The following is a 25,443-nucleotide window of genomic DNA, read 5'->3' as shown; positions in this document are numbered from 1 at the left end:
CTCTCCCGGCGGCTCGCGGATCCGCCTTCAGACGGATTGGTGCCGAGCGGCGCCTTTACCAAAGTTTCGTTCGCTTGATGTGACTTGCCAACTGGCCAAGGAGCGTGCGCGTAAGCGGCGATTTCGACCGCCGGGCGCTCCTTCAGCGAACCCGGCGATCGCCGATAAGGCCGAGAAGAAGCAGAGTGGAAGCAAGCGCGCGCACGGTCTCGCCGGCAAAGCCGGTCGGACGGGAAGCGACAGAGGAGGCGCGCGTGTTCATGGCGGTTCTCATACAGGAGCAGCATTCGAGAGGCAAGTGCCGGCGCGGCCAGGCTCTTCCCCACGTCCGGCAAATGCGCCAAACTCGCCGGACGAGGCAGCGACGCCGGGGGAGGCCCATCCATGAATTTTGTGTTCTTCTCGCCGCATTTTCCGGCCAATGGCGCCGACTTCTGCGATCGGCTGAAGAAGGCCGGCGCCACCGTGCTTGGCATCGGCGATGCGCCTTATGAGGCGCTGAGCGGAAAACTGAAGGCGGCGCTGTCGGAATATTACCGCGTCGCCGACATGGAGGACTACGAGCCGGTGTTCCGGGCGATGGGCCATTTCATCCACAAATGGGGGCGCATCGACCGTTTCGAGTCGCTCAACGAGCATTGGCTGGAGCTGGAAGCCAACATCCGCACCGACTTCAATATCTTCGGCACCAAGCTCGATTTCGTGAAGAACCTGAAGCGCAAGAGCCGCATGCGCGCCTTTTTCCGCAAGAGCGGCGTCGAGACCATTCCGCAGCGCAAATGCTCCGATCGGGCGGGCGCCATGACCTTCATCCGCCGCGTCGGCTATCCGGTGGTGGTGAAGCCTGATTCCGGCTCGGGCGCCTCGAACACGTTCAAGATCTCCAATGCGAAGGAGCTCGACCAGTTCTTCCGGGACAAGCCGGAGGGCGTGACCTTCGTCATGGAGCAATTCATCGAGGGGCTGGTGGTGACGTTCGACGGTCTGGTCAACCGCGACGGCGAGGTGGTGCTGGCGGCCAGCCACCGCTACGATCAGAGCGTCATGGAGGTGGTCAACCGCGACCGCCACATGAGCTACACCTGCTTTCCCGAAATCAGCCCGGCGGTGGAAGAGGCGGGCCGCAAAATCCTCAAGGCGTTCGACGTCCGCGAGCGGTTCTTCCACATCGAGCTGTTCGAGACCAAGGACAAGCGCGTCATCGCGCTCGAGGTCAACATGCGCCCGCCGGGCGCCTGGATGACGGATGCCATCAACTACACGTTCGACGTCGACGTCTATGCGGCATGGGCCGACATGGTGGTCAAGGACGCCGCCGGCGGACCCTACGAAGGCAAGTATTTCACCGCCTACGCCAGCCGCAAACGCCACCTCGACTATTTGCACAGCCATGCGGACGTGCTAGCCGCCCATGGCGACAAGATCGTCCATCACCAGGCAATCGAAGAGGTTTTCAGCCGCGCCATGGGGAATTACGCCTACCAGATGCGTTCGAAGGACCAGACGGCGCTGCGCCAGGCGGTCGACTACATCCACGCGGAAAAGGCGTGAGCGATGGACGTCTCCTACCACAAGGGGTTTGCCAAAAATCTCGGCCGCGACATGGAGTACAAGCGCTACGGCCACGCCGGCCGGCCGGTCGTGGTGTTCCCGACCTCGCAAGGGCGCTTCTACCAGTTCGAGGATTCCGGCGGGGTGGGGGCGCTGGCCGAATTCATCGATACAGGCCGCATCCAGCTGTTCACGCTCGACGGCATCGATTCCGAATCCTTCTTCGACAAACATGGCGATCCTGCGCAGCGCATCGCGCGTCATGAAGCCTACTTCCGCTATGTGCGCGAGGAAGCACTGCCGGAACTGCAGTCGATTGCCGCCAAGGCCAATGGCGGGCGCAATCTGAAGCCGCTGTTCTCTGGCTGTTCGATGGGCGGCTATCATTCGTCGAACTTCGTCTTCCGCTTTCCGGAGCTGGCCAGCGGCGTCATTGCGCTGTCCGGCGTCTATTCGACCCGCGATTTCTTCGGCCGGACGCTCGAGGGCAGCATCTTCTTCAACTCGCCGCTCGACTACCTGCCGGGCATCGTGGACCAGAAGCTGCTCGGCCGGCTGCGGGCGCTGAGGCTGATCTTCTGCTGCGGGCAGGGCGCCTGGGAAGAGCGCATGCTGGTCGAAACGCGCGAACTGGAACAGGTGCTGCGCGACAAGTCCATCCCCGCCTGGGTCGACTATTGGGGCGGCGATGTCAGCCATGACTGGCCATGGTGGCACAAGCAGCTGGTCTATTTCTTCGGCCGCTGGCTGGACGAGGACCTGATGAAGCGGCTGGATTGAACCGCACCGACCCGGTCCGCGGTTTTGCGAAGCTTGCCGATGCCGGCGGCACAAGGGCCTTTCCAGACAGGTTCGGGCGCTTTGCCCTATTCCTTGATGCTTCTCGCCACCAGCCGCGCCACGCTCGGGCCGACGAGCAGCACGACGAGGAAGCGGGCCGACTGCAGCGCCATGACGAAGGAAATGTCGACGTTCTGCGCCGCGGCGGCGATGATGGCGACGCTGTCCATGCCGCCGGGGCTGGTCGCCAGATAGGCGGTGAGCGGATCGATGCCGAGCACGCGACTGATGAGGAATGCCATGCCGCCGCAAAAGGCGATCAGCGCCACGATCGAGCCGATGATCTGCGGCAATGCGCGGGTCGCGTGGCGCAGGATCGGCCGGGTGAAGTTCAGGCCGATCGACCAGCCGATCAGGGCGTAGCTGACGGCGAGCAGCCATTGCGGCAATTGCATCTCCACGCCGAAGCCGAGATGGACGATGGTGCCGAAGATGAAGGTGCCGAGGAAGAACGGCGACGGCAGCCGGCAAAGCCGGCCGAGCAGGCCGCCGACAAGCGCGACAGCGAGCATCGCGGCAAAGGCCATCCATTCGATCGCCGGGAACCAGACGATGGCCGGGGCTTCGATGCCCGATGTGTCGACCCACATGCGGGCGATCAGTGCCGCGGTCATCGAGACGAAGATGACGCGCAGATACTGCATGAAGGCGACGAGCCGCTGGTCGGCGCCGAAGGCGCCCGCCATCAGCACCATGGCCGTGGCCGCTCCCGGCGACGAGCCCCAGACTGCCGTGGTGCCGGGCAATATGCGCCAGCGGCTGATCAGCCAGCCAAGCAGGCTGGAGGCGGCGACGGTCGCAATCACGGCGCCAAGGAAGAGCGGCCATTCCTTGTAGAAGACGGGGAAGATGTCGGCGGAGATCGAAGCGGCGACGAGGCAGCCGACGACGGCTTGCGCCGAGCCGAACAGGGGGCGCGGCACGCGCACCGTGGCGCCGTTGGTTCCGGCGAGGATCGCCGCCAGCATCGGTCCGATCAGCAGCGCCGCCGGCAGGGCGGCGACTTCCAGCGCGCCGGCGAACAGCAGCGAGAGCGCCAGCAGCACCAGCCACTGCCGCGGCGGACGGAGTTGCGCCATGCGTTCAACGGGCGGTTGTTCCGGCGAGGAGTCCATACCCGGCTCTTAGACCGGGCGGGGACAAATGCGAACCCATTTCCCGCGCAAAAGTCCTGATTTGCGTTGCTCCAGGGCGTCAGCCGGTGTTGCCGGCGGGCAAGCCGAAGCCGCCGACCGGATGGGTCTCCACCTGGAATTCAAAACCGGCGATGAAGGGCCGCGCCTTGGCGATCGCCGCCTGGACTTCGGGCAATTGCAAGGACGTCTTGTGGCTCGCCTGGTCGGTCCACACCTCGGTGACCCAGATCGCGTCGGCATCGGCGGGGTCGGTGGCGATGATGTAGCTCAGGCAACCGGGCAAGGCGCCGGTGCTTTCGCGCAGCACGTCCATGACCGCATCGCGCTGACCGCGCGCCGCCCGCATCTTGCCGATCAGTCCGTACATTTGCCCATGTCTCCTTACGGTTGCGCGACAAGAGTATGCAGTCGGCGCCTCACGGCATCAACTGGCCACCGTTCACCTCGATCACCTGGCCGGTGATATAGCCGCTCAACAGGTCGGACGACAGGAACAGATAGGCGCCGACGCAATCCTCGGCGGTGCCGGCGCGCCCCTGCGGAATGGTGGCGACCATGCCCTTCATCTGTTCATCGGTCGAATAGCGTTCGTGGAAGGGCGTGGCGATGGTGCCCGGCGCCACGGCGTTGACGCGGATGCCGAAGCCTATCAGTTCCTTGGCCATGCCGCGGGTCACGTTGGAGACGAAGGCCTTGGCCGAGCCGTAGAGGCCGGCGCCGCCGCCGGCGCCATTGCGGGCGGCGATCGAGGAGGTGTTGACGATGAAGCCACCCTGGCGCTTCAGCCAGGGTATCGCCTTGCGCGAGGCGGTGAGCACGGACCGCGCGTTGAGGTCCATCACCGCGTCATAATGCGCCTGGGTCTGCTCGGCATAGGCAACCCGGCCGAGCATGCCGCCGGCATTGTTGACCAGCCCGTCAAGGCGGCCGAAATGGCTGGCACTCTCCTCGACGACACGCTCGACATCGGCGGACACCGAGAAATCACCCCGGGTGAGGAAGACCTCGCCGCCGCGGTCGCGGATGATGCCGGCGAGCCTCTCGGCGGCCTCGCGGCTCGCATTGTAGTGGAGAGCGACGCGGCATTTCTGCTTCGCATAGGCCAGTGCAAGGGCGGCGCCGATGCCGGTCGATGCCCCGGTGACCAGCACCGCTCTATCTGCGAGATCCGGGATGACAAGGGCAGAGCTAGCGGTCGCCGGCATTTCGATCCTCCGAATTTTCGCCCGTCCTTGGTAGGACCTCGCCGCCCCGGTATTCAAGCCTCCGGTCGTAATCCCGGGACTCTAGGGCCTGAGATAGACATAGCCCTGGCGCTGCAGCTCGGCGAGCTTGACGACGCCGCCCTTGTCGGCGACCTGGAAGCCGGCGAGCAGGTCGGCAAGCGTGATGTCCATGCCATGCATGGTGTTGCCGCAGGCTTGCGGAACCAGCCCCTGCTGGACCAGCCCGGCAAACCGGCCGGACGTGGCGCCGGATGCGGCCTTGGTCTTAAAGGCCGCAAGGGCCGGGCCATGCACGACAAGCACGATGTCGACATTGCCGCCGGTGCCTTCGTAGTGGTTCTTGATGTTGCCGAGGACGAAATTGGCCTTGTCGACGTCGCTGAGGTGATAGGCGACCTTCAGCCTTTCCTCCTCCGCGGTAGCCGCCTTGACCTGGCGCAGTCCGAAAAGGCCGGCGGCCCCGGCAAGACCGGCACGGAAAATATCTCGGCGCAGCATCGCTCTTCCTCCACCAGCCGGGCACTATGGTCTTGCGTGGCCCCGGCCTCGCTAACCATTTGTTTCTACGCAATTCCCTATGGAAAACCGTTACACGCTTTTCCCGGAACTGCTCCTAGACTAGCATGAATCGCAGTCACGTCCTGTCGGTGGGAGGAGGGTCACATGACGTCGAGGATAGCGGTGGGCGCGGCGCTTGGCGCTGCATTGTTCGTTGTCGGCGCGGCTCTTGCCGACGACACTCCCAAGCTGACGGAACTCAGCCCCAACGGCGCCGATGCCTGTTTCGGACGCGTCTACGACGCGGCGCACCTCAAGGCGCATCCAAAGCAGAAGGTGGCGCGCATCTTCTTTTACTATGGCCACGATCCGGTCAGCCGGCCGAACGAGGAGCCGAGCACGTTTGGCGGCGCCGCCTATGATGGCTTTCTCACCACCACGGTGCGCGGCACCAAGAAGCCGGAATGGGCAGCAGGCTGGTGCAAGCGTCAATCCGAGGACGGCAAGAGCGGCCAGATCCATTGCGGCATGGAATGCGACCGCACGCTCGCTTCGCTCAAGGTCGACGACAAAGGCCGGCTGATCGTCTCCAACGTACAGCCCGATGTCTATCTCGACGCCGGCGCGGAGGAGGAACTCGGCACGGCGCAGTACAACAAGCAGGCGCTGGGCAGCGAGGACGACAATTTCCGCCTCGACCCGATGCCGGCCGCGACCTGCAAGGCGCAATTCGCGCGCATCGATCCGATCGATCCGGCGCTCGGGGCGCCGTTGCGGGAGCGGCTGAAGCCCGACCAGGCCTTCTGCTATGGCCGCGACTACGATGCCGCGCATCTGAAATCGCACCCCGACCAGGTGACTCAGTCGATCCGGGTTTTCCGCGGGCCGGTCGAACTCGCCTCCTACGCTTCAGGCGGCGATGTGGCCAACTGGCCGGACGGTGCCGACATCGCCGTTTCGGTGACGACCAGGCTGAAAACGGGCAAGGTCACGCAGACCTATTCCTGCCAGGGCGAGGCCGACCAGTGGCGCTGCGCGGCAAGCTCGAAGATGAGCGATTTTGCCTGCGACGTCTCGCAGAAGGAGATTTTCCTCAAGCGCGGCGCCAACGGCACGATGATGCTGGCCAACCCCAACAGCGCGCTCGCCATCGTCGATCTCTGCTCGCAGGCGGCGGATGGCAAGACGAAGTCCGACGACAAGGTCTATCGGCTGAACCCAATGCCGCAGTCGGCCTGCGCACCGTAAGGTCTGTCGTTTCAGGTGATGCCGGCCTGCGAACGGCAACTTCCTGCGCTTCCGGTGCTCACGTACTTCAAGTACGCTCCGCCCCGGTTCTCGCATCAACAGACCTTGCTCGAGATCAAGCGAACGGCACCGCCGTCGTGCCCTTGGGCAGCTTCGCCTCATCGTCCGGCTCAACATGGATGGTGACGCGGACCGAGGGGATTTCGGCCTTCAGCGCGTCCTCGATGCGGTCGCAGATGACATGGCTGTCGCCCACCGTCATACCGGCGTCGACGACCATGTGAAATTCGATGAAGGTGGCGCGGCCGGCGATGCGCGTCTTGAGGTCGTGCACCTCAAGCGCGCCCTTCGAATTGGCCGAGATGATGTCGCGGATGCGCATATGCTCCTGCGTATCCACCGCGCGGTCCATGAGGCCGCTCAGCGATTCTCCGGTAAGCTTCCAGCCCTGGTAGAGGATGTTCAGCGCCACGAGCAGCGCAAGCAGCGGGTCGAGGATCCGCCAGCCGGTCATCACCGCGGCAACAAGGCCGACGATGACGCCGACCGAAGTCAGCACGTCGGTCATGATATGCTGACCGTCGGCCACCAATGCCGGCGATCGTTCGGCGCGGCCGTTGCGGATCAGCACCAAGGCCCATGCGGCATTGACCACAGCAGCGCCGCCGTTGATCATCAAGCCCTCCCAGGGCTGTTCGATCAGTGCCGGGTTCTGCAGCGACTGCCACACCTTGGCTATGATCAGCATCGCCGCCACGACGATCAGCACGCCTTCGAGCACCGCCGAAAAATATTCGGCCTTGTGATGACCGAAAGGATGGTCGCTGTCGGCTGGTTTGTGGCTGATGCGGATGGCCCAGAGAGCGGCGGTCGCCGTGATGACGTTGACGATCGATTCCAGCGCGTCGGAATAGAGGGCGACGGAGCCGGTCATCTGCCAGGCGACAAACTTCAGCCCCATCACCAGGAAGGCGATGACGATCGACCAGAAGGCAAGGCTGGCAACCTTGCGCTTGGCTGCGGCTTTTGCCGCGGCCGCCGCCATGTCTTCCGTTGCGGCCATCGCTGCTAGGCTGCCTTTTCCTTGGCCTTGCGCGGCAGATGCGCAACGATGTTCTCGATGATGCGCATGCCGGCATTGTGGCCAAGCGTCATGATCGATTCCGGATGGAACTGCACGGCGGCGATCGGCTCCTTGCGGTGCTCGAAGGCCATGATGACGCCGTCCTCGGTCTCGGCGGTGACCAGGAAATCGTCGGGCAGGCGCACCGGATCGGCGAAGATCGAGTGGTAGCGGCCGACGGTCACTTCCTTGGGCAGGCCGGAGAAGATGATGCCCGGCTTGGAGACGCGGATGCGCGACGGCTTGCCGTGCATCGGAATGTGCAACTGCCTGAGCTCGCCGCCATAGGCCTCGGCCAGCGCCTGCAGTCCGAGGCAGACGCCGAAGATCGGCAGGTCGCGGGCGCGCGCCTTCTTGATCGTGGCGGCGCAGTCGAAATCCTTCGGCGTGCCGGGTCCGGGCGACAGCACGACGAGGTCGGGCTTCAGCCGCTCGAAAACCTCTTCCGGCACCGGCGTGCGCACCGTGGAGACATTGGCGCCGGTCTGGCGGAAGTAGTTGGCGAGCGTATGGACGAAGGAGTCCTCGTGGTCGACCAGCAGGATGTTGACGCCGTCGCCGACGTGCGCGGTGGCGCGTTCGGCACCGGCCGCATTGCCGGTCTTGGCGTCGCGGATGGCGGAGAGCATGGCGGATGCCTTCAATTCGGTTTCGGCTTCTTCTTCCTCGGGAATGCTGTCGAAGAGCAGCGTGGCGCCGGCGCGCACCTCGGCGATGCCGTCCTTGATGCGGATGGTGCGCAGCGTCAGCCCGGTGTTCATGTCGCCGTTGAAGTTGACCATGCCGATCGCCCCGCCATACCAGGCGCGCGGGCTCTTCTCGTTCTGTTCGATGAAGCGCATGGCCCAGAGCTTCGGCGCGCCGGTGACGGTGACCGCCCAGGCGTGCGACAGGAAGGCGTCGAAGGCATCCATGCCCTCGCGCAGCCGCCCCTCGATATGGTCGACGGTGTGGATCAGGCGCGAATACATCTCGATCTGGCGGCGGCCGATGACACGCACCGAGCCCGGATCGCAGACGCGAGATTTGTCGTTGCGGTCGACGTCCGAGCACATGGTGAGCTCGGACTCATCCTTCTTGGAGTTGAGCAGCTTCAGGATCTGCTCGGAGTCCGAAATGGCGTCGTCGCCGCGCTTGATCGTGCCCGAGATCGGGCAGGTCTCGACGCGGCGGCCATTGACGCGCACGAACATCTCCGGCGAGGCGCCGATCAGATATTCGCCCTCGCCGAGATTGATGAAGAAGGAATAGGGCGACGGGTTGATCGATTTCAGCTTACGGGAGATCTCGGAAGGCTCGGTCTCGCAGCGCTCGTAGAACATCTGGCCGGGCACCACCTCGAACAGATCGCCGCGCTTGAAGCTCTCCATCGCCCGGCGCACCAAATTGGCGTATTCGCCGGGCTCGTGATCGCCGCGCGGCGGGATGCGGTCGGCAGTCCTGAACGGCTCGACGGCGGCGTCGCGGGCCAGGCCTTCGGTCGAAAATCCCTCGCCGGAATAGTCGTAGCGATCGGTCCAGGCCTTGGTCGAATAGTGGTCGACGACCAGGATCTCGTCGGGCAGGAACAGCACCAGGTCGCGCTGGCTGTCCTTGCGCTCGAGCTTGTAGTCGACCGGGTCGAACTGGAAGGCGAGGTCGTAGCCGAAGGCGCCATAAAGCCCGAGATTGGCGTCTTCCTCGGTCTTGAACAGGGCGGTGATGGCGCGCAGCACCGTGAACACCGAAGGCACGCGGCTGCGCTCTTCCTCGGTGAAGACACGGCCGGGCTTTGCCACATCGAGGCGAATGAGCTTCCTCGTGGACTCGGCGATCGTTACCTCGCTTAATCCCGCGAGCGTCTTGCCGATCACCGGCAGCAGCGCCTCGCCACGGCCGTTTAGCGCCTCGATGCGCATGGCGCGGCCGCGCGCCGAGATCACCAGCGGCGGGTCGATGATGGCGGTGTCCCAGCGCGTGTAGCGGCCCGGATATTCGTAGTTCGAGGAGAACACCGCGCCGCGCCGCGAATTGAGGCCATCGACATAGGCGTCGATCGCCCCGTCATAGGGCCGGTCGTGGCGCTCGCGCGTTATCGTCACGCCGCCGGCGGTGACGAAGCGCTCGGCCCCGTTGTCCAGAACTTTTGTCGTCATTGCCGTCTCCATCAGCGTTTTGGGCAACGGACCCGGGAATGGCTTAAAAAACAAATGGCCGCCCGGACATTCCGTTGCGGCCACCCTCTCTATTCACGCGCACGCGTTCGAACAGGCCGCTGTCAGCGAGCCCACCACCAAACAGTCTTGTTCGAGCGCATGTTCATGGGATTCCCATAGCGGCGAATGAACGGCCGCGCAACTGGATTCCACGAAGCTGGTAAAGGGCCTGCCTCTCTCAGTCCTCCAGCGTTCCCGACCTTGCGTCGTCGCTCCTTTTGTCGCCGACCAGCTTCAGAAGGTCTTCGCCGGCGCGGATGATGCGCCGCGAACGCCTGGTCAGGATAAGGCCGGCCTGGGGCGCGAACACTTCCGTGCTGCCGCCCGTTTCGCCCGGGGCGTAGACGATTTTGGCGAGCCGCGCTCCCTTGGCGACGCGGTCGCCGGGCTTCACGTCATAGACGACCGCGCCACCCTTCGGCGCCGGCATCATGTCGATGTTTTCCAGCGGCGCCACGGTGCCGGTGAAGGCGCCGGGCGTGGCCAAGGCGGGATCGGCGACAACGCCGCGCGCGACAAGCAGCCGATAGAGCCCCTCGGCATCGGCAGCGGCCAATTCGCCGTCGACGTCGAGTATGCCGCGATACTCGACCGTGGTGGCGACCCGCCGGTCAAAACGCGCGACTTCGGCCGGAACGTTCTGATAGGGCATGATCGAGGCGCCCTCGAAGGTGCCGTCAGTGTCCTCGTTCCACAACAGCACCGCATCGACGCCCATGGCCGCCGCGCAATCGGCCATCGCCGGCCACAGGCTGGTGTGGATGTAGAGGTAAGGCAGGCCCTCGTCGTCGCAATGCAGGTCGAGCACGATGTCATGGCCGAGCGAGAGTTGCAGCAGTCGCGACTTCAGCCGCTGGTCGGGTGTGGCAAGAGTCGTATCGGGCAAAAGCGCGGTGTCAGGCGCGGCAAGCAGCGGGAAGCCGCGGTTGAAATTGGTGCGCGTGCCAAGATGGAAGCGGCCCTGATGCTCGCCGAAATGGTACTGCGCGCGGCCGATCGGGTTGGCCCAGGGCACGATGGTGATGGCGCCCCTGATGCGGCCCTCGGCTTCGGCCCTGGCGAGCATCGGCATCAGCGCGTCGATGGCGACCACGCCCGGCAGTTCGCCGGCATGGAGTGCCGCCTGCAGATAGGCCGAAGGCGCCGCCTTGTCCGTCCCCTCGAAGCGGAGGACCGGGAATTCGTAGGAAACACCCTCGCTGTCGCCGGCGATGCGTTCGATCGATCTGTGCATGGAGGCCTCCGGGAAAGAGGCGAACCCATGCACTTTTGCGATTGCGCTGTCGATTGGTCCAGGCCGAGGCGCTATGGGCGCAAACCACGCCGATGGCGACACTAGGCCAGCGGCTTCAGCTCCTGGGCTATGGTCGGCAGAAGCTCGGAGACGTTGGGGTGGATGTGCATGGCACGCGCCAGCGTCGATATCGGCGCCTTGGAATACATCAGGTCGAGCACCGAGTGGATCACCTCGTCGCCGCCCGGACCAAGCACCGAGCAGCCGAGGATCTCGCCGGTGTCGGCGTCGGCCAGGATCTTCATGAAGCCCTGCGTCTCGCCTTTTTCCACGGCGCGGCCGACGCGGGTCATCGGCCGCTGGCCGACCAGCGCGCGGCGGCCGGATTTCCTCACCGCGGCCTCGGTCATGCCGCAGCGGCCGAGCGGCGGATCGATGTAGAGCGCATAGGCCTCGATGCGGTCGCTGACCTTGCGCGGATCGTTGTCGAGCAGGTTGGCGGCGACGATCTCGAAGTCGTTGTAGGAGGTGTGGGTGAAGGCGCCCTTGCCGTTGCAGTCGCCCATCGCCCAGATGCCGGGCACGCTGGTCCGCAACTGGTCGTCGACGACGACGAAGCCGCGCCTGTCGACCTCGACGCCGGCCTTGTCGAGGCCGAGATCGTCGGTGTTGGGGTTGCGGCCGAGCGCCAGCAGCACATGCGAACCGACGGCGGGCGGCTTGCCGGCGGCGAAGGTGACGGCGACATCGCTGCCCTGCTTGGCAAAACTGATGTCTTCGGCGCCGAGATGCACCGTGATGCCTTCGTTCTGGAGGATCGACAGGATGGCAGCCGAGACGTCCTCGTCCTCTCGGCCGGTCAGCCGCGGGCTCTTTTCGATCACCGTCACCTCGGAGCCGAAGCGGCGGAACATCTGCGCGAATTCGAGCGAGATGTAGCTGCCGCCGACGACGACGAGATGGCGGGGCAGCACGTCGAGATCCATCATCGAGGAATTGGTGAGGTAAGGCACCTCCTCGACGCCGGGCAGGTCGGGAACGGCGGCGCGGCCGCCGGTGTTGAGGAAGATCTTCGGCGCGGTCAGCAGCTCGTCGCCGACGCGCACGGTGTTGGCGGACTCGAAACGCGCATGGCCGCGGTAGAGCGTGCATTTCTCCATGCCCGCGATCCAGGTTTCCAGCCCCGTGCGGGAAGCGCCCGACACCTTGTCCTTGCGCGCCTTGATCGCTTTGTAGTTGACGCCCACCGGGCCGGATAAGGTCACGCCATAGTCGGCGGCGCGGCGGGCGAGATGGGCGGCGTAGGCGCTCGCCACCATCGTCTTGGTCGGGATGCAGCCGGTGTTGACGCAGGTGCCGCCGACGAGCTTGCGCTCGACCAGCGCCACGCTCATGCCGGCCGCGTTCAGCCGGCCGGCGAGCGGCGTGCCGGCCTGGCCGGCGCCGATGATGATGGCGTCGAAGGTTTTTGCCGTCATGCCACGGCCGCCACGATCAGCAGGCCGCCGATGATCGCGACGGCGTCCTCGATGAAGGCGGCGGGCGGGTCCTTGCCGAAAGCTGCCGCCAGCCGGCCGCGGAACTCGGCGCCGCCAAGCGTGCCGATCACGGCGCCGATGGCGCCGGCAATCAGGCCGCCGATGGTGGCGCCGCCGGTCGCGCCGAGCACGGCGCCGCAAAAGGCGCCGATGATGACGCGGGCGCCGAACTGCTGCGGCACCTTGCGGCTCGGCGTCGACGGCAACTGGTCGGTGATCAGCTCGGCGACCCCCAGGATGGTGGAGATGCCGACGGCGATCCAGTGCCCCATGAAACTCGCCCAGCTGCCGGCGACCGGCAGCCAACCGAGCCAGGCGCCCCAGGCGGTGACGGCAAGTGCCGTTCCGGCGCGGAGCCCGGCAACGACCCCGATCAGCAATGCAAGCAGATAAAGCATGATTGACCCCCTCGATGTCAGGACCTCGCAGTCCGGCGCGAGCAAGCTAGCATAGGCCGGACATTTGGCCAGCAGGCTTTCGCCCAGCAAAGGATTGTGCTTTGGCAGTAATTCGATGGAGACGCGGCCATGACGACAAGTGAGCGCATGAAGATGGCGGCGGGCGAGTGGTACACTTGCGTCGATCAGGAACTGGAAGCGCTGCGCGTTGCCGCGCGCGATGCGGTGTTCGAGCACAACGGCCTGCCGCCCCGGCAGCGCGGCGACATCGGCCCGGCCTTACGGTCATTGTTGGGAAACGCGGGCGAGGGGGCGCGCATCGAGGGGCAGTTCCACTGCGCCTACGGGTTCAACCTCTTTCTCGGAGATGGTGTCTTCCTCAATGCCGGCTGCACGGTCCTCGATACGGCGCCGGTGCGCATCGGCAAGCGAACGCTGCTTGGGCCCAATGTGCAGATCTACTGCGCCGAGCATCACCGGGAGGCTGCAGGAAGGCAGGCGGGCCTGGAGATCGCCAAACCGGTGACGATCGGCGCCGATGCCTGGATCGGCGGCAGCGCCATCATCCTCGGCGGCGTCAACATCGGCGAGGGCGCGATCGTCGGCGCAGGCGCCGTGGTTACCCGCGACGTCGCAGCGAACACCACGGTGGTCGGCAATCCGGCGCGTCCGGTCAGGCAGCGTTGAGCGGCTTGCCGGTTCGGGTCAAAACATTGCGGCGTGTGTCGGCCTTTTGGCACCGGCACTCCTGGAGAACTCGCGCCGATATTGCATCGGCGAGGTCTTGAGCCGCGCGGAAAAATGCTGGCGCAGCGAGGTGGCGCTGCCGAAGCCGGCTTCGAAGGCCACCGTATCCATCGATTTCTCCGTCGCCTCCAGCAGCCTCTGCGCGAGCGCGATCCGCTGGTCGGCCAGCCAGTCGCCGAAGCTGGTGCCGATCGACTTCTGGAAGCGGCGCGTGAAGGTGCGGCGGGTGAGGCCGGCCGCCTCGGCGACGCTGTCGAGGCTGTGCGCCTCGCCGAGCGTCGCCCGCACCTTGTCGAGGGCCTGCGCGAACCGGTCGGCGGTCGGGGTCGGCGCCAGCGGGCGCTCGATGAATTGCGCCTGACCGCCTTGCCGGTGTGGTGACAGCACGACATGCCGGGCAAGCCGCAACGCCACTTCCGCGCCGTAGCGGGCGCGCACGATATGCAGACAGCAGTCGAGCCCGGCGGCGACGCCGGCCGAGGTTACGATGTCGCCGTCGTCGACGTAGAGCACGTCGGCGTCGACGGCGATGTCGGGATGGAGCGCCTGCAGCCTGTCGGTATAGGCCCAGTGCGTCGCCGCCTTGCGTCCGCCGAGCAGTCCCGCGGCGGCGATTGCGAACGTGCCGAGGCACAGCCCCACGATCAGCGCGCCGCGCCGGTGGGCGCGGCCGAGCGCCTCGGTCAGCGTCGCCGGAAGCGGGTCTTCGAGGTCTTTCCAGCTTGGAATGATGACAATGTCGGCATCGTCGAGTGCCGCAAGCCCATGCGGGACGGCGATGGTCAGCCCGGCGTCGGTGTGGATCGGTCCCTCCTCCATAGCGCAGACGCGGAAATCGAAGCGCGGCAGGCCGAGCCTGGTGCGGTCGGTGCCGAACACCAGGCAAGGCACGGAGAGGTGGAAGGGGCTGATGCCGTCGAAGGCGATGACGGTGACGATCGGGTCGGCCATGGGAGCTCCGGGAGAAACAGGCAAGATTGTCCCAATTCTTTCGCACGATGTCAATCGGGACACTTTTGCCGCGTTGGCGCCGGGCCTAGCTTGTGCCCATCAACCCGATCGAAAGGAGATCGCCATGTCCGCACCAGCCAATACCGCCCAGCCGCGCCGCGCCCTCGTCGTCGTCGACGTCCAGAACGACTATGATGGCGGCAACCTCGCCATCCAGCATCCGCCGTTCGGCGACAGCGTCGTCAATGTGGCGCGCGCCATGGACGCGGCGTCGGAAGCGGGCGTCAAGGTAGTGGTCATCAAGCAGATGGCGCCGGAGACCTCGCCGATCTTCGCCAAGGGAAGCCATGGCGGCGAGCTGCATCCCGAGATCGCCGGGCGAAGTCGCGACCATTATGTCGAGAAGACGCTGCCCTCAGCCTTCACCGGCACCGATCTCGAGGCGTGGCTGCGCGCCAATGCCATCGATACGATCGCGGTCGTCGGCTACATGACGCACAATTGCGACCTGTCGACCATCATCCATGCCGTGCATATGGGCTTTGCGGTCGAGTTCCTTTCCGACGCCAGCGGCTCGGTGCCATACGCCAACAGCGCCGGCTATGCCTCGGCCGAGGACATCCACCGCGTGGTCACCATCATCCTGCAGTCGCGCTTCGCGGCGGTGCTCAAGACCGCTGAATGGATCGACTGCCTGAAGACCGGCGCCTTGCCGGAGCGCGACACGATCTTTGCCTCCAACCAGCGCGCGCTGGCGCGCAATGCAGCTTAGCCGCGCTCAAATCCGCAAATGAAAAGGGCGCCGCGAAAGCGGCGCCCTTTGTTTTCGCAGCCGAAAGGAAGCCTAGAACAGGCCTTCGATCTGGCCGACCTCGTTGAGGAAGATCTTTTCGGAGGAGGGCGCCTTGGGCAGGCCGGGCATGGTCATGACCTCGCCGCAGATGATGACGACGAAGCCGGCGCCGGCCGAGAGCCGGACCTCGCGCACCGGCACGGTGTGGCCGGTCGGCGCGCCGCGCAGGTTCGGATCGGTCGAGAACGAATACTGGGTCTTGGCCATGCAGACCGGCAGGTTGCCGTAGCCGGCCTGCTCCCAGGCGTGCAGCTGGTCGCGGATCGACTTGTCGGCGATCGCCTCGTCGCCGCGGTAGATGCGCTTGACGATGGTGTTGATCTTCTCGAACAGCGGCATCTCGTCGGGATAGAGCGGCGAGAACTGCGAGGCACCGGATTCGGCGATCTCGACGACCTTTTTTGCCAGATCCTCGATGCCGGCGGAGCCTTGCGCCCAGTGCTTGCACAGGATCGCCTCGGCGCCCTGCGCCTTGACGAAGTCCTTCATAGCCTGGATTTCGGTGTCGGTGTCGGTGGTGAAGTGGTTGATCGCCACCACCGCCGGCACGCCGAACTGCTTCACGTTCTCGATGTGGCGGCCGAGGTTGAGGCAGCCCTTCTTGACCGCCTCGATGTTCTCCTTGCCGAGGTCTTCCTTCTTGACGCCGCCATTCATCTTCATGGCGCGCACGGTGGCGACGATGACTGCGGCCGCCGGCTTGAGGCCGGCCTTGCGGCATTTGATGTCGAAGAATTTCTCGGCACCGAGGTCGGCGCCGAAGCCGGCTTCAGTGACGACATAGTCGGCGAGCTTCAGCGCCGTCGTCGTGGCGACGACCGAGTTGCAGCCATGGGCGATGTTGGCGAACGGACCGCCATGGACGAAGGCCGGGTTGTTCTCCAGCGTCTGCACCAGGTTGGGCTGCATGGCGTCCTTCAACAGCACCGCCATGGCGCCGTCGGCCTTGAGGTCGCGGGCATAGACCGGCGACTTGTCGCGGCGGTAGGCGACGATGATGTCGCCGAGGCGCTTCTCGAGGTCCTTGAGGTCGGTGGCAAGGCACAGGATCGCCATCACTTCCGAGGCGACGGTGATGTCGAAGCCGCCTTCGCGCGGATAGCCGTTGGCGACGCCGCCGAGCGAGCAGATGATCTCGCGCAGCGCCCGGTCGTTCATGTCCATGACGCGGCGCCAGGCGACGCGGCGGGTGTCGATGCCGAGTTCGTTGCCCCAGTAGATGTGGTTGTCGATCAGCGCCGAGAGCAGATTGTGCGCCGTGGTGATGGCGTGGAAGTCGCCGGTGAAGTGGAGGTTCATGTCCTCCATAGGCACGACCTGCGCGTAGCCGCCGCCGGCGGCACCGCCCTTGACGCCGAAGTTCGGGCCGAGCGAGGCCTCGCGGATGCAGACGATCGCCTTCTTGCCGATGCGGTTGAGCCCGTCGCCGAGACCGACCGTCGTCGTCGTCTTGCCTTCGCCGGCGGGCGTCGGGTTGATGGCGGTGACGAGGATCAGCTTGCCGTCCTTGTTGCCTTTCACCGACTTGATGAACTCGGCCGAGACCTTGGCCTTGTCATGGCCGTAGGGCAAGAGATGCTCGGTCGGAATGCCGATCTTGGCCCCGATCTCCTGGATCTGTTTCTTCCTGGCGGCGCGCGCGATCTCGATGTCGGACTTCACTTCGGCCATGACGGCTTTCCTCTGGATTGGTCGGTGGAGGGGACGGGTTTGATGATCTGTGCATGTTCGAGACGCCGTGCGGGCGTGAGGGCATGTTCTAACCCTGTCGCTGCCGCGGCGTCAACTTTCATGCAACTATGTTTCCTGCGAAGAAAGAGTGTTCCTGCTGCCGGGCCGCTTTGGGTCGGCTATCTCGAGCCCGGTCGTTGCGCCGTATAGAAGCCAGAGCGGATGCCGCGCCGCCGTCTCAAAACAGCCGCGCAATGCACCGAATGCGACAGGGGCGACGGCGCAAATCCGCAAGCGCCCTTGGTGGGGGGATGCCGCTACTGCGTCAGCACGTTGCTGATCTCGACCATGTTGGAGCGCACCCTCAGCACGTAGAAACCCATCGTGGTCAGGTGGGTCGGCAGCAGCCAGCCGTCCTCGCGGCCGTTGGCGATGATGAAGGGCTGGATGCGCAGCGCCGAGACGAATTGCGAATCCATCGTGTCCCACAGGTTCTGCAGGTGCTTTTCCTTGATGACGTCCTCGAAGTCAGCCTGGGCGGCCTTCATCAGGCCGTAATAGCCATAGAGCTGGCCGTAGGCGAACCAGAAGCGGTCGTCGGCGCGGAAATCGAACCAGCCGTCATTGTGGTTCTCGGCGCGCTCCTTGAGGATTGCCGAGGTCGAGCCGATGTCGGACGAGATGCGGTCGATATATTGCTTGAGATTGTCGGCGCGGGCGTCGAACGTCGCCTGGCAGCTGGCCAGCCTTGCGTTGAACGAGCGCAGCTTGCGCACGGCGTCGCGATAGTAGCTCGGGGTCGGCGTCTTCGGACCGAACGGATTGAGGCCGAAATACCAGGTCTCCTCGTCGAACTGCAGATTGCCGCGCGCATCCTGGAGATCGGCGTCGATCTGCGAGGTCGTGCGCACTCGGCCGAGATTGTCGGCAAGCTCCGTCGCCGTGCGCCGAACCGCCTGGTTGATGCCGCGCTGGAAGGAAGCCTTGTTATCCATCCACGGCGTATGGTCCCAGTCGATGCCGAACAGGCCGAGCTTGTAGAGGATCATCGACGAGATCCAGGCATTCTGGTTGACGTTGAAGTCGGTCAGATCGGCCGCCACCTGGGCGATCGCCGAATTGCCGCAGGTCTTGGCCGTATCGGTGCCGGCGCCGGCCGAGACCTGCTCGCCGGCCGACACGTTGCGCTTCTCGAACGTGTAGGTGTCGGGATAGTTCGGGTTGAAATTGTTCCACCACTGGGTGGCGTAGAAGAAATTGGCGTAGAGGCCGATGAGCACCAGCAAGGCCAGCCCAACCACCGCCTTCAGGATCCAGCCGCGCTGCCCATACCAGCGGCCGGCCCACATGAACGGCCACAGGACCACGCCGACGAGAAGACCGATGCCGCGGCCGATCCACTGGAAGATCTGGGTGAAGAAACTCACAATCGGGTCAAGCATGGCTCTCGTCACCCCTCAATCAGTCAAGCCGTAAAGGCGCGTGCGGAACGCCGCCTTGTCTTTCAAATATGTGGTTTTCAGAACGTCCACAACATGCGAGCGCCAGGCGTCGCTGAAGCCGTCATAGTCCCTGTAGAAGCCGGGCTTGTTGAAGACGTAGCGCGAGACGAAGTCTTGCGGCACGAAGTCGGAGATCAGCTGGTTGGTCAGCCAGGCATCGGGATGGTCGGGCTTGGCGCGGATCACCAGGAAGCGCTGCTGCGGGAACACTTCCTCGATCTTGAGATGGCCATACTGGGCGATCTCGCGCTTGGCGGCGTTGAGGAAGGGGAAATTGCCGTCCCTGGTGATCAGGTCGGTATGGCCATGGATCCAGGTCTGCAGCCAGACCTTGTCGACGTCGGTCAGATTGCGGTTCGGCTCGGTGTCGCGGATCAGCGCCCGCACCACCATTTCGGCGCGATGCTCGAGATAGCCGGAGGCTTCGATCCAGGAGGCGCGCGGCAGCTCTATGCGGCCGGTCGCGGCGAGGAATTTGAACACCTTGTCGGCGTCCTTGATCGACAGATAGCTCACCTGCCACGGCCGCGAGCGGCGGAAACCGGGCGCGGCCGGGTCGCTGATGACGGTGGTCATGTCGGGATCGACGAAGACGTAGAGGCCGCCGAAATGGCTGGTCCAGTAGGCGTTGTGGCGGAAGATCACCTGGTCCGGCACCAGCGCGTTCTCGCGGATGTCGCCGCAGACCTTGGCCAGCTCGACCATGCGCTCCAGCATGGCGTTGTCGCGCCAGGCGTCGGGCTCCTGCTTCAACCTGTCGACCAGCTTGCCGAGCTCGGCAGCCTTGCCGAGCACATCCTCTGCCGACAGCACCCTGAACTCGACCTGATTGATCGACAGCAGGTCCTCGATATCGTCCACCTTGGGCACCGAGTCCTCGATCTCGCCGTAGATGACGTCCTTGATGGTCAGCGCGTCGATGGCGCGCTGGTTCTTGGACATGAACTCGAACATCAGCTGCGAGGTGTTTGAGAAGGCGGTGTGGACCACCGGCAGGTCGATCTGCGACGGCGTCAGGATGATGAAGCGGCGGTTGACCTCGTTGGGATCGAGATAGTCGTAGTCGCCGCATTCGTCGGCGACCTCGGGCGAGAAGCCGGTGCGGTCGATCTGGAAGCTGTTCAGCCTGGTGGGATTGAGGCCAAAGGCGACGAGCGCCTTGTTGTAACGCTGGATGAGATGCGGCTCGTCGACGGTCAGCAACCTGCCGTAGATCAGCTCATTGTCGCGCAGAAGGTCGGGTTTCTTGGCGGGACGGGTCATTTATACCTTCTCCCCGTTCACGGGGAGAAGGTGCCCGAAGGGCGGATGAGGGGCGGCGCAAGCGTTCATCGTCTCTCTCCCGACGTGGCGGCCGGCAGAAATCTCACATCGACACCAATCACTTTGCGATCCAGCCGGCCATCAAGGGCTGCGATGATCGTATCAAGCACGCTCGCGCGGCTGTTCAAAACATCCGCGTGCCAAACCCTCAATACCGACCAACCATTTCCATTCATCGTTTCATCTCTGTATCGATCCCGAGACCGACCCGCGTGCTGGCTGCCGTCGACTTCCACGACCAGATTAGCTTCACGACAGGCGAAGTCTGCGAAAAAGGGCCCAATCGGTAGTTGGCGAACAAACTTGTGGCCGTTCAATCGCCGTCCGCGCAGTTCATGCCACAATCTGTCCTCGGCATCGTTCTCAACCCTCCGTAGCTCACGGGCTCTCGTGACCTTCGACTCATTTCCTCCACGCATGGTGCTGCCCCTCATCCGCCCTTCGGGCACCTTCTCCCCGTGAACGGGGAGAAGGAAGATCATGCATTCCATAGCCCCTTCTTCTTCATCTCCTCGATTTCGCGCACGGCGCGGTCGCGCAGCCTGGTGTCGCGGATCATCTTGGTCACGGCGGCGTCGTCGGACTTGTCAGAATAGCGGAATTCCGAGTCGGCGTAGCGGTTGATCTCCTGCATGACCATGTCCATCGAGAACGGTCCGCGCAGTTCCTCGATCATCGCCTTCTTGTCGTCGTAGCTCTTGTGCATGAAGGCTTCCGGCTTCTCGAACCATTCGTCGGGCAGCTCTATGTCCATAGCGCGCATCTTGATGGCGTCGGTGACGTTCTTGATGGCGCGGCCGGTGAAGCGCGGCTCGGCATCCTTGATCATGTGCAGGTAGGTGCCGATATCGGCCATCGACTTGGGCGCGCCGTTGTCCTTCATGTAGCGCTCGTAGACCTTGATCAGCCCGTCTTCCTGCGGCTTTTCATGCTCTTCATAGGCTTCCGCCACGGCGCGCTGGATTTCCTGAGCGGCATAGAGCTTGTGGTCGCCGAGCGGGATCTTGTGGTTCTTGCCGGCGAGCAGGACGAAGATGTCGATATAGTCGTCGCGGGACTGCGGCCCGTCGACCAGCCAGCGGGCGCCGGCGCGCTGGCGCAGCGCGTCGTCGACATTCTCGGGATAGTTTGAAAACATGCCGAAGGCGCAGTTGCCGCGCACCACCGTGCCGGCGCCGGCAAAGGCGTCCATCAGGACGCCGGTGATCTCCTGCTGGCCGGCCGAGGCGCGATCGTCGGAGCGGCGCGCCGCCACCTGGTCGATGTCGTCGATGGTGCCGAAGCCGATGACGCGCGGATTGAGCACGTTGTTGATGAACTGGCGGCAGTTCTGGCCGGACTTGCCCTGGTAGGACGAAATCTGGTCGACGCCGAAATTCTCGTAGGCGAAGGGATAGCCGGCGACCTGGCAGTAATCGTTGACGAGGCCGGCGATCATCTGGATCAGCGTCGTCTTGCCGGTGCCCGGCGCGCCGTCGCCGATGAAGGTGAACAGGAAGCCGCCGAGCTCGACGAACGGGTTCAGCTCGCGCTCGAAATCATAGGCCATCAGCATCTTGGCGAGCTTCACCGACTGGTATTTGGCGATGTGGTTGCCGACGACCTCTTCCGGCTTCTTGAAGGTCATCACCAGCGGCTTCGAGCGCTTGCCGGGCGCGACGTCGAAGCCGTCGAGGGTGAAATCGTCGACATCGATGCGGATATGGGCATTCTCGAATGGCCCGATGCCGTCGAAGCGGCCTTTTCGCGCCAGCAGCCCGTCGATGGCGACGCGGGCGAAGGCGCGCGCGCGCGTCATCAGGTCCGTATCGTCCTTCGACCCGGCAATCGCCTTGTCAAGGCCGGCAATGATCGACTTCACCGCGTCCTGCTGGGTGTCGAACAGGAAGTCGGGCTCGGCGATGTCGTTGGGCGCCTCGCCGTCGCTGTCGATCAGCTGGAAGAGGTACGAGGCGAGGCTGAAGGCGGAGATGTAGGCCGAGGCCGACAGAAGCTTCTTGAAGGTCGCCGCCTCGTCGCCCTCGAGCGGCGCGCGGGCGTTTTTGGCCTGCAGGCTTTCCAGGTCGGAGCCCTCGGCGAAGACATCGGAAATGGCGAGCGCGATCGCCAGGCCGCGGCGGGCGCGGTACAGGAGCGTGTGCTGCGGAATGGTCAGCAACTGGTCGTCGGGATGGACGGCGGCGACCGTCTTCGACAGCTCGACCTCGCGCGTGCGGCGCACCGAGCCGACCGAGACGGTCGAGACGAAGCGGCGATTGGTGCCGGCTAGCGCCGTGCCGGATTCGCGCGCCGGATCCTCCAGCACGACAATGCGGGTGATGAAACTCTGCGCCGTGGCGCGGTGCTTTTCGATCGCGGCTTCCGAAATCGTGGTCAGGCCGGTGTCCATGAAGGGTGCTCCGTGGTGTGACGGTCAGACGTCTGAGATGACCTGTCCGTTGGACAGGATGTGGACCTTGTAGCCGGAAAAGATCTTCTGCGCCTCGCCGGCGGCGTAGAGCGCCTGATAGGCCTCGTGCGGGATCAGCGCATGGTTCTCGTAGCTCGACACGCCCTGGCGCGCGGCCTCCAGATCGTCGGTGTTGATGAAGAATTCCTGCGTCGTCTTCTCGCTCGAAAACAGGCCCTTGCGGCCGGGCTTCTCGGATTTGGAAAAGACCTCCTGGATGGTCCAGGTGAGCAGCCAGGCGTTTTCCGGCTTGCGCACCTTGGCCAGAACCTCGGTAACCGTCGAATTGTTGTCAGTGATGCCCGCCGAATAGAAGGGGCCGAGCACGACGCGGCGGAGCTGCTTTGGGTGCAGCGGCTCGAAATCCTTGTCGAGATTGACCGCGATCGTTGCCGGCGACAGCGTGTAGGCGGAATTCTTCTCGGTGAAATCGTCGAAGCGATGGGCAAGCTCGGGGTTGAGCAGGCCGTCGACCGGCAGCGGGATGTCGACCCTCTCATTGAGCTTGCCGTTGCTGTCGACGAGCTGGCGCACCATGCTTTCGGAAGAGTCCTCGACCGTCACCATATAGATCAGCGGCAGGTTGGCGCTGCCGTCGAAGCAGGCCCAGTGCACAAGGTAATAGGGTCGAAAGGTCTTCGGATTGACCGAGACTTTCGCCGTCTGCGCCAGCGTGAACGGGCCGAAGGTCTGCTCGCTTCTGACGTCCTCCAGATAGAGCCGCTCGGCCATCGACTTCTGCAGCGCCTCGGGAAACTCCTTGTGGCGCAGGATGAAGTCGGCCATTTCCTCGCGCAGCTCGCCGGCCTGTGGGATGTTGGCCAGCCGGCTCTCCGCCTGGCGACGGTCGTTCTCCAGTTCGAGCAGGTTCTGGAACACCGGATAGCCGCTGTCGGCGCGCGAGATGCGGAACGTCTCCATGAAGCCGAGGCGGTTGCGCCAGCAGGAAAACGACTTGTCCAGCCGCGCAATGTATTCGGCGACGATCTTGGCGACGATGCCGTGCCGGTAGAGCGGCGAGCGATCGTCGCGCATGAACACTTCCAGCCCGCTCAGCGCCGCCGTGATGGCGGAAAAATAGCGCGCCGCCGCTTCATTTTCGGGGGTCATGGGACTGCCTTGGAGACGAACGCCAGCCGCCAATCACTGCTGCACGTAGTTGGCGGAATTGTGCTTCTTCATCACCTCGTCGAAGCGGCGGGCGAAGGCATCGTCGGCCAGCTTCTTGCGGCGCTGGATGTCGGCCGAGGCCACCATGTTCTTCTCGTGCATTTCGAGCAGGTCGCCAATGTGCTTCTGCGAGGCGGCGCCGATGCCGGCCATGGTCTCCTCCGCCGTGTTGTCGACCTGGCTGCCCAGCGTGTTGATCTTGTGAGCGACATCCTGCTGCGCGGCGGTCTTCAGCGAATCCTCCAGCGCCTTGTACAGGACGATGCGCTGCTCGGTGTCGATGGTCAGCTTGTTGATCAGCGTCGACTGCGCGGCGATCTGGTTGTTGAGCGAATCGACGAAGGTCTGGAACATCGAGGTGTAGCGCTCGAGCGTCTGGCTCTCGGCCAGCAATTCCTGCTCCTTGGCCTGCTTCTCGTTGTATTCCGTGGCCATTTTCGAGCGCTCGCCCTCGAGCTGCGTGCGCTCCTTCTGGCTGGTCGAGGCGGCGATCTTGTTTTCGATGTCGAGCAGCATCGGATTGAGCTCCTCGATGCGCTTCTGCACCGCTTCGAGGTTGGACATCGTCGTCTTGCGGCGCTCGATGACCTGCGACAGGCTGCTTTCCGAGGTCTTGTAGCGCTGGTCGAGCACTTCCTTCTGCGCTTTCAAGATGCCGACGATGGTGTCGGACTTGGCCAGCAGCTCCTGCAGGTTGCCGGCCAGCGACATGTTGCGCACGCGATCGGTGCGCATGCGCTGCTTGCGCTGCGCCGAGAAGACGCCGACGAAGTTTTCCCAGCCGGTGTAGTTCTTCATGCTCTCGAATTCGGCGCCGAAGACGTTGGTGGCGTCTTCGAGGCCGATGATCAGGTCGGCGATGTTGCCTTCCATGATCTTCTGCTGCTTCAGCACATCCTCGATGCGGGCGTTCTCGATGTCGAAATTGGCGTCGCCGATCTTCTTGTCGGCCTGGGCGAGCGTGTCGAGCACGGTGCCGGACTGCTCGATCTTCGAGCGCATGTCCTGGACGACCTGCTTGGTCTTGGCAATTTCGGCATCGAAATTCTGCAATGTCGCCATAGGGGCCTCCCGCATCGGCATCGGTTTCGTGTCGGCGCGAATATATGTGGAGCATCCGGGGATTGAAAGACGCAAGACAAGAGGTGCTGCGAAAACAAAAGGTTTCGTTTCTCCCTTGAAAGACAAACGAACCATGCGCATGGCCTGACTAGCCGTCCGCCGGCGCATTTCTTTTGCAATTCGACTGTCGCGCCGCCGGGCCGCGGGCGATGCATTTCGCTTCCCGCCGGCGCATCGTCTGGATATTCGGCAAACAATTGCCGGTGAACCGGCGCCTGCCGGGCAAATCGCAGCCGCGGCAGCTCAGGGCTTGGGGTCGGCCTTGAGATAGGCAATGACATTGGCGATGTCGGCGTCGTTCGTCAGTCCGCTGAAGGCCATTTTGTTGCCGGGGACCTTCAGCTTGGGCGCGCGCAGGTACAAGGACAGGTTCGCCTCGTCCCAGACCAGGCCGGCGGCGCCGGCGTCCTTCATGGCCTGCGAATAGTTGAAATTCTGGGCCTTGCCGGCGGTGCGGCCGACGACGCCCAGAAGGTGCGGTCCGACCTTGTCGTGATCGGTCGTCGCCTCATGGCAGGCCATGCACCGGTTGAAGACCTTCTTGCCAAGGGCCGCGTCGCCATCGGCATGGGCGGCAGCGATGGGGGCGAGCAGAAGGATAGCGGCGGACGAAATGGCTCGAAGCATGGCGGGACTCCTGGCTGAGGGCACCTGGATAGGGCCCATGC

At 64.3% G+C, this 25,443-nt stretch carries 23 protein-coding genes; 5 read left to right on the top strand and 18 right to left on the bottom strand.

All coding sequences use genetic code 11. The features are described 5' to 3' along the window. Positions 1–384 precede the first annotated feature (384 nt). Together EN786_RS01665 and EN786_RS01660 are read left to right on the top strand one after the other, a co-directional pair. Positions 385–1,551: an ATP-grasp domain-containing protein gene (locus EN786_RS01665; RefSeq protein WP_127282253.1), complete on the top strand. Its 1,167-nt coding sequence runs from the start codon at positions 385–387 to the stop codon at positions 1,549–1,551. A 3-nt stretch (positions 1,552–1,554) separates the two neighbouring features. Then, positions 1,555–2,331, top strand: coding sequence for an alpha/beta hydrolase-fold protein (locus EN786_RS01660; protein ID WP_127282252.1), 777 nt, complete (start codon positions 1,555–1,557; stop codon positions 2,329–2,331). A gap of 86 nt (positions 2,332–2,417) precedes the next feature. Here the strand turns inward: EN786_RS01660 and EN786_RS01655 are convergent, their stop codons facing one another. The 4 genes from EN786_RS01655 to EN786_RS01640 form a co-directional block, all read right to left on the bottom strand. Then, positions 2,418–3,506, bottom strand: a complete 1,089-nt coding sequence (locus tag EN786_RS01655) for an AbrB family transcriptional regulator (RefSeq protein WP_127309610.1) — start codon at positions 3,504–3,506, stop codon at positions 2,418–2,420. A 79-nt stretch (positions 3,507–3,585) separates the two neighbouring features. Beyond that, positions 3,586–3,894, bottom strand: coding sequence for a putative quinol monooxygenase (locus EN786_RS01650; RefSeq protein ID WP_127282250.1), 309 nt, complete (start codon positions 3,892–3,894; stop codon positions 3,586–3,588). A gap of 49 nt (positions 3,895–3,943) precedes the next feature. Then, the gene (locus tag EN786_RS01645) at positions 3,944–4,732 is read right to left on the bottom strand and encodes an SDR family oxidoreductase (RefSeq protein ID WP_127282249.1); all 789 of its coding nucleotides are present in this window, start codon (positions 4,730–4,732) and stop codon (positions 3,944–3,946) included. Positions 4,733–4,813: 81 nt separating this feature from the next. Further along, a complete protein-coding gene (locus EN786_RS01640; protein WP_127282248.1) occupies positions 4,814–5,251 on the bottom strand; it encodes a DsrE family protein in 438 nt (145 codons plus the stop codon). A 165-nt stretch (positions 5,252–5,416) separates the two neighbouring features. On the opposite strand from EN786_RS01640, the gene EN786_RS01635 reads away from it, so the two are divergent. Then, positions 5,417–6,499, top strand: a complete 1,083-nt coding sequence (locus tag EN786_RS01635; RefSeq protein WP_127309609.1) for a hypothetical protein — start codon at positions 5,417–5,419, stop codon at positions 6,497–6,499. A gap of 115 nt (positions 6,500–6,614) precedes the next feature. Here the strand turns inward: EN786_RS01635 and EN786_RS01630 are convergent, their stop codons facing one another. From EN786_RS01630 to EN786_RS01610, 5 genes are all read right to left on the bottom strand, one after another. After that, positions 6,615–7,562, bottom strand: a complete 948-nt coding sequence (locus tag EN786_RS01630; RefSeq protein WP_127282246.1) for a cation diffusion facilitator family transporter — start codon at positions 7,560–7,562, stop codon at positions 6,615–6,617. 5 nt (positions 7,563–7,567) lie between these two features. After that, positions 7,568–9,757: an anthranilate synthase gene (locus EN786_RS01625; RefSeq protein WP_127309608.1), complete on the bottom strand. Its 2,190-nt coding sequence runs from the start codon at positions 9,755–9,757 to the stop codon at positions 7,568–7,570. 238 nt (positions 9,758–9,995) lie between these two features. Then, on the bottom strand, positions 9,996–11,051 hold the full coding sequence (locus EN786_RS01620) for a succinylglutamate desuccinylase/aspartoacylase family protein (protein WP_127309607.1): 1,056 nt from the start codon (positions 11,049–11,051) through the stop codon (positions 9,996–9,998). Between the two features lie 101 nt (positions 11,052–11,152). Further along, on the bottom strand, positions 11,153–12,529 hold the full coding sequence (locus EN786_RS01615; RefSeq protein WP_127285346.1) for an FAD-containing oxidoreductase: 1,377 nt from the start codon (positions 12,527–12,529) through the stop codon (positions 11,153–11,155). Beyond that, positions 12,526–12,987 carry a DUF4126 domain-containing protein gene (locus EN786_RS01610; RefSeq protein WP_127285347.1) on the bottom strand — a complete coding sequence of 154 codons (462 nt, stop codon included), beginning with the start codon at positions 12,985–12,987 and terminating at the stop codon, positions 12,526–12,528. The genes EN786_RS01615 and EN786_RS01610 overlap by 4 nt, the downstream gene beginning before the upstream one ends. A 129-nt stretch (positions 12,988–13,116) precedes the next feature. Between EN786_RS01610 and EN786_RS01605 the strand changes: the two genes are divergently transcribed. Continuing rightward, a complete protein-coding gene (locus EN786_RS01605) occupies positions 13,117–13,674 on the top strand; it encodes a sugar O-acetyltransferase (RefSeq protein WP_127285348.1) in 558 nt (185 codons plus the stop codon). Positions 13,675–13,692: 18 nt separating this feature from the next. On the opposite strand, the gene EN786_RS01600 is transcribed toward EN786_RS01605, so the two are convergent. Continuing rightward, positions 13,693–14,685: a helix-turn-helix domain-containing protein gene (locus tag EN786_RS01600; RefSeq protein ID WP_127285349.1), complete on the bottom strand. Its 993-nt coding sequence runs from the start codon at positions 14,683–14,685 to the stop codon at positions 13,693–13,695. Between the two features lie 124 nt (positions 14,686–14,809). On the opposite strand from EN786_RS01600, the gene EN786_RS01595 reads away from it, so the two are divergent. Next, positions 14,810–15,457 (top strand): cysteine hydrolase family protein, encoded by a 648-nt coding sequence (locus EN786_RS01595; protein ID WP_127285350.1) that lies wholly within the window; start codon positions 14,810–14,812, stop codon positions 15,455–15,457. Between the two features lie 72 nt (positions 15,458–15,529). Here EN786_RS01595 and EN786_RS01590 read toward each other — a convergent pair whose 3' ends face one another. The 8 genes from EN786_RS01590 to EN786_RS01555 all read right to left on the bottom strand — a co-directional run bounded on the left by EN786_RS01590 (position 15,530) and on the right by EN786_RS01555 (position 25,402). After that, positions 15,530–17,209 (bottom strand): formate--tetrahydrofolate ligase, encoded by a 1,680-nt coding sequence (locus EN786_RS01590; protein WP_127310219.1) that lies wholly within the window; start codon positions 17,207–17,209, stop codon positions 15,530–15,532. A 317-nt stretch (positions 17,210–17,526) separates the two neighbouring features. Beyond that, the gene (locus EN786_RS01585) at positions 17,527–18,651 is read right to left on the bottom strand and encodes a DUF2333 family protein (RefSeq protein WP_127285352.1); all 1,125 of its coding nucleotides are present in this window, start codon (positions 18,649–18,651) and stop codon (positions 17,527–17,529) included. Between the two features lie 15 nt (positions 18,652–18,666). After that, positions 18,667–19,974: a DUF6638 family protein gene (locus EN786_RS01580; protein WP_127310218.1), complete on the bottom strand. Its 1,308-nt coding sequence runs from the start codon at positions 19,972–19,974 to the stop codon at positions 18,667–18,669. Positions 19,975–20,039: 65 nt separating this feature from the next. After that, complete coding sequence (locus EN786_RS01575) at positions 20,040–20,453, bottom strand: DUF559 domain-containing protein (protein ID WP_127285354.1); 414 nt, start codon at positions 20,451–20,453, stop codon at positions 20,040–20,042. A gap of 59 nt (positions 20,454–20,512) precedes the next feature. Next, entirely contained in the window at positions 20,513–22,423 is a 1,911-nt protein-coding gene (locus EN786_RS01570) for an ATP-binding protein (protein ID WP_127310217.1), read from the bottom strand. Between the two features lie 24 nt (positions 22,424–22,447). After that, positions 22,448–23,593 carry a hypothetical protein gene (locus tag EN786_RS01565; protein WP_127286364.1) on the bottom strand — a complete coding sequence of 382 codons (1,146 nt, stop codon included), beginning with the start codon at positions 23,591–23,593 and terminating at the stop codon, positions 22,448–22,450. A gap of 33 nt (positions 23,594–23,626) precedes the next feature. Then, on the bottom strand, positions 23,627–24,715 hold the full coding sequence (locus EN786_RS01560) for a hypothetical protein (RefSeq protein WP_127286365.1): 1,089 nt from the start codon (positions 24,713–24,715) through the stop codon (positions 23,627–23,629). Between the two features lie 303 nt (positions 24,716–25,018). Beyond that, complete coding sequence (locus tag EN786_RS01555; protein ID WP_127286366.1) at positions 25,019–25,402, bottom strand: cytochrome c family protein; 384 nt, start codon at positions 25,400–25,402, stop codon at positions 25,019–25,021. Positions 25,403–25,443 lie beyond the last annotated feature (41 nt).

Origin of the sequence: Mesorhizobium sp. M4B.F.Ca.ET.143.01.1.1 (genome assembly GCF_004792275.1) — a bacterium.
Lineage (GTDB): Bacteria > Pseudomonadota > Alphaproteobacteria > Rhizobiales > Rhizobiaceae > Mesorhizobium > Mesorhizobium abyssinicae.
This window is presented reverse-complemented; position numbering and strand designations above follow the sequence as displayed.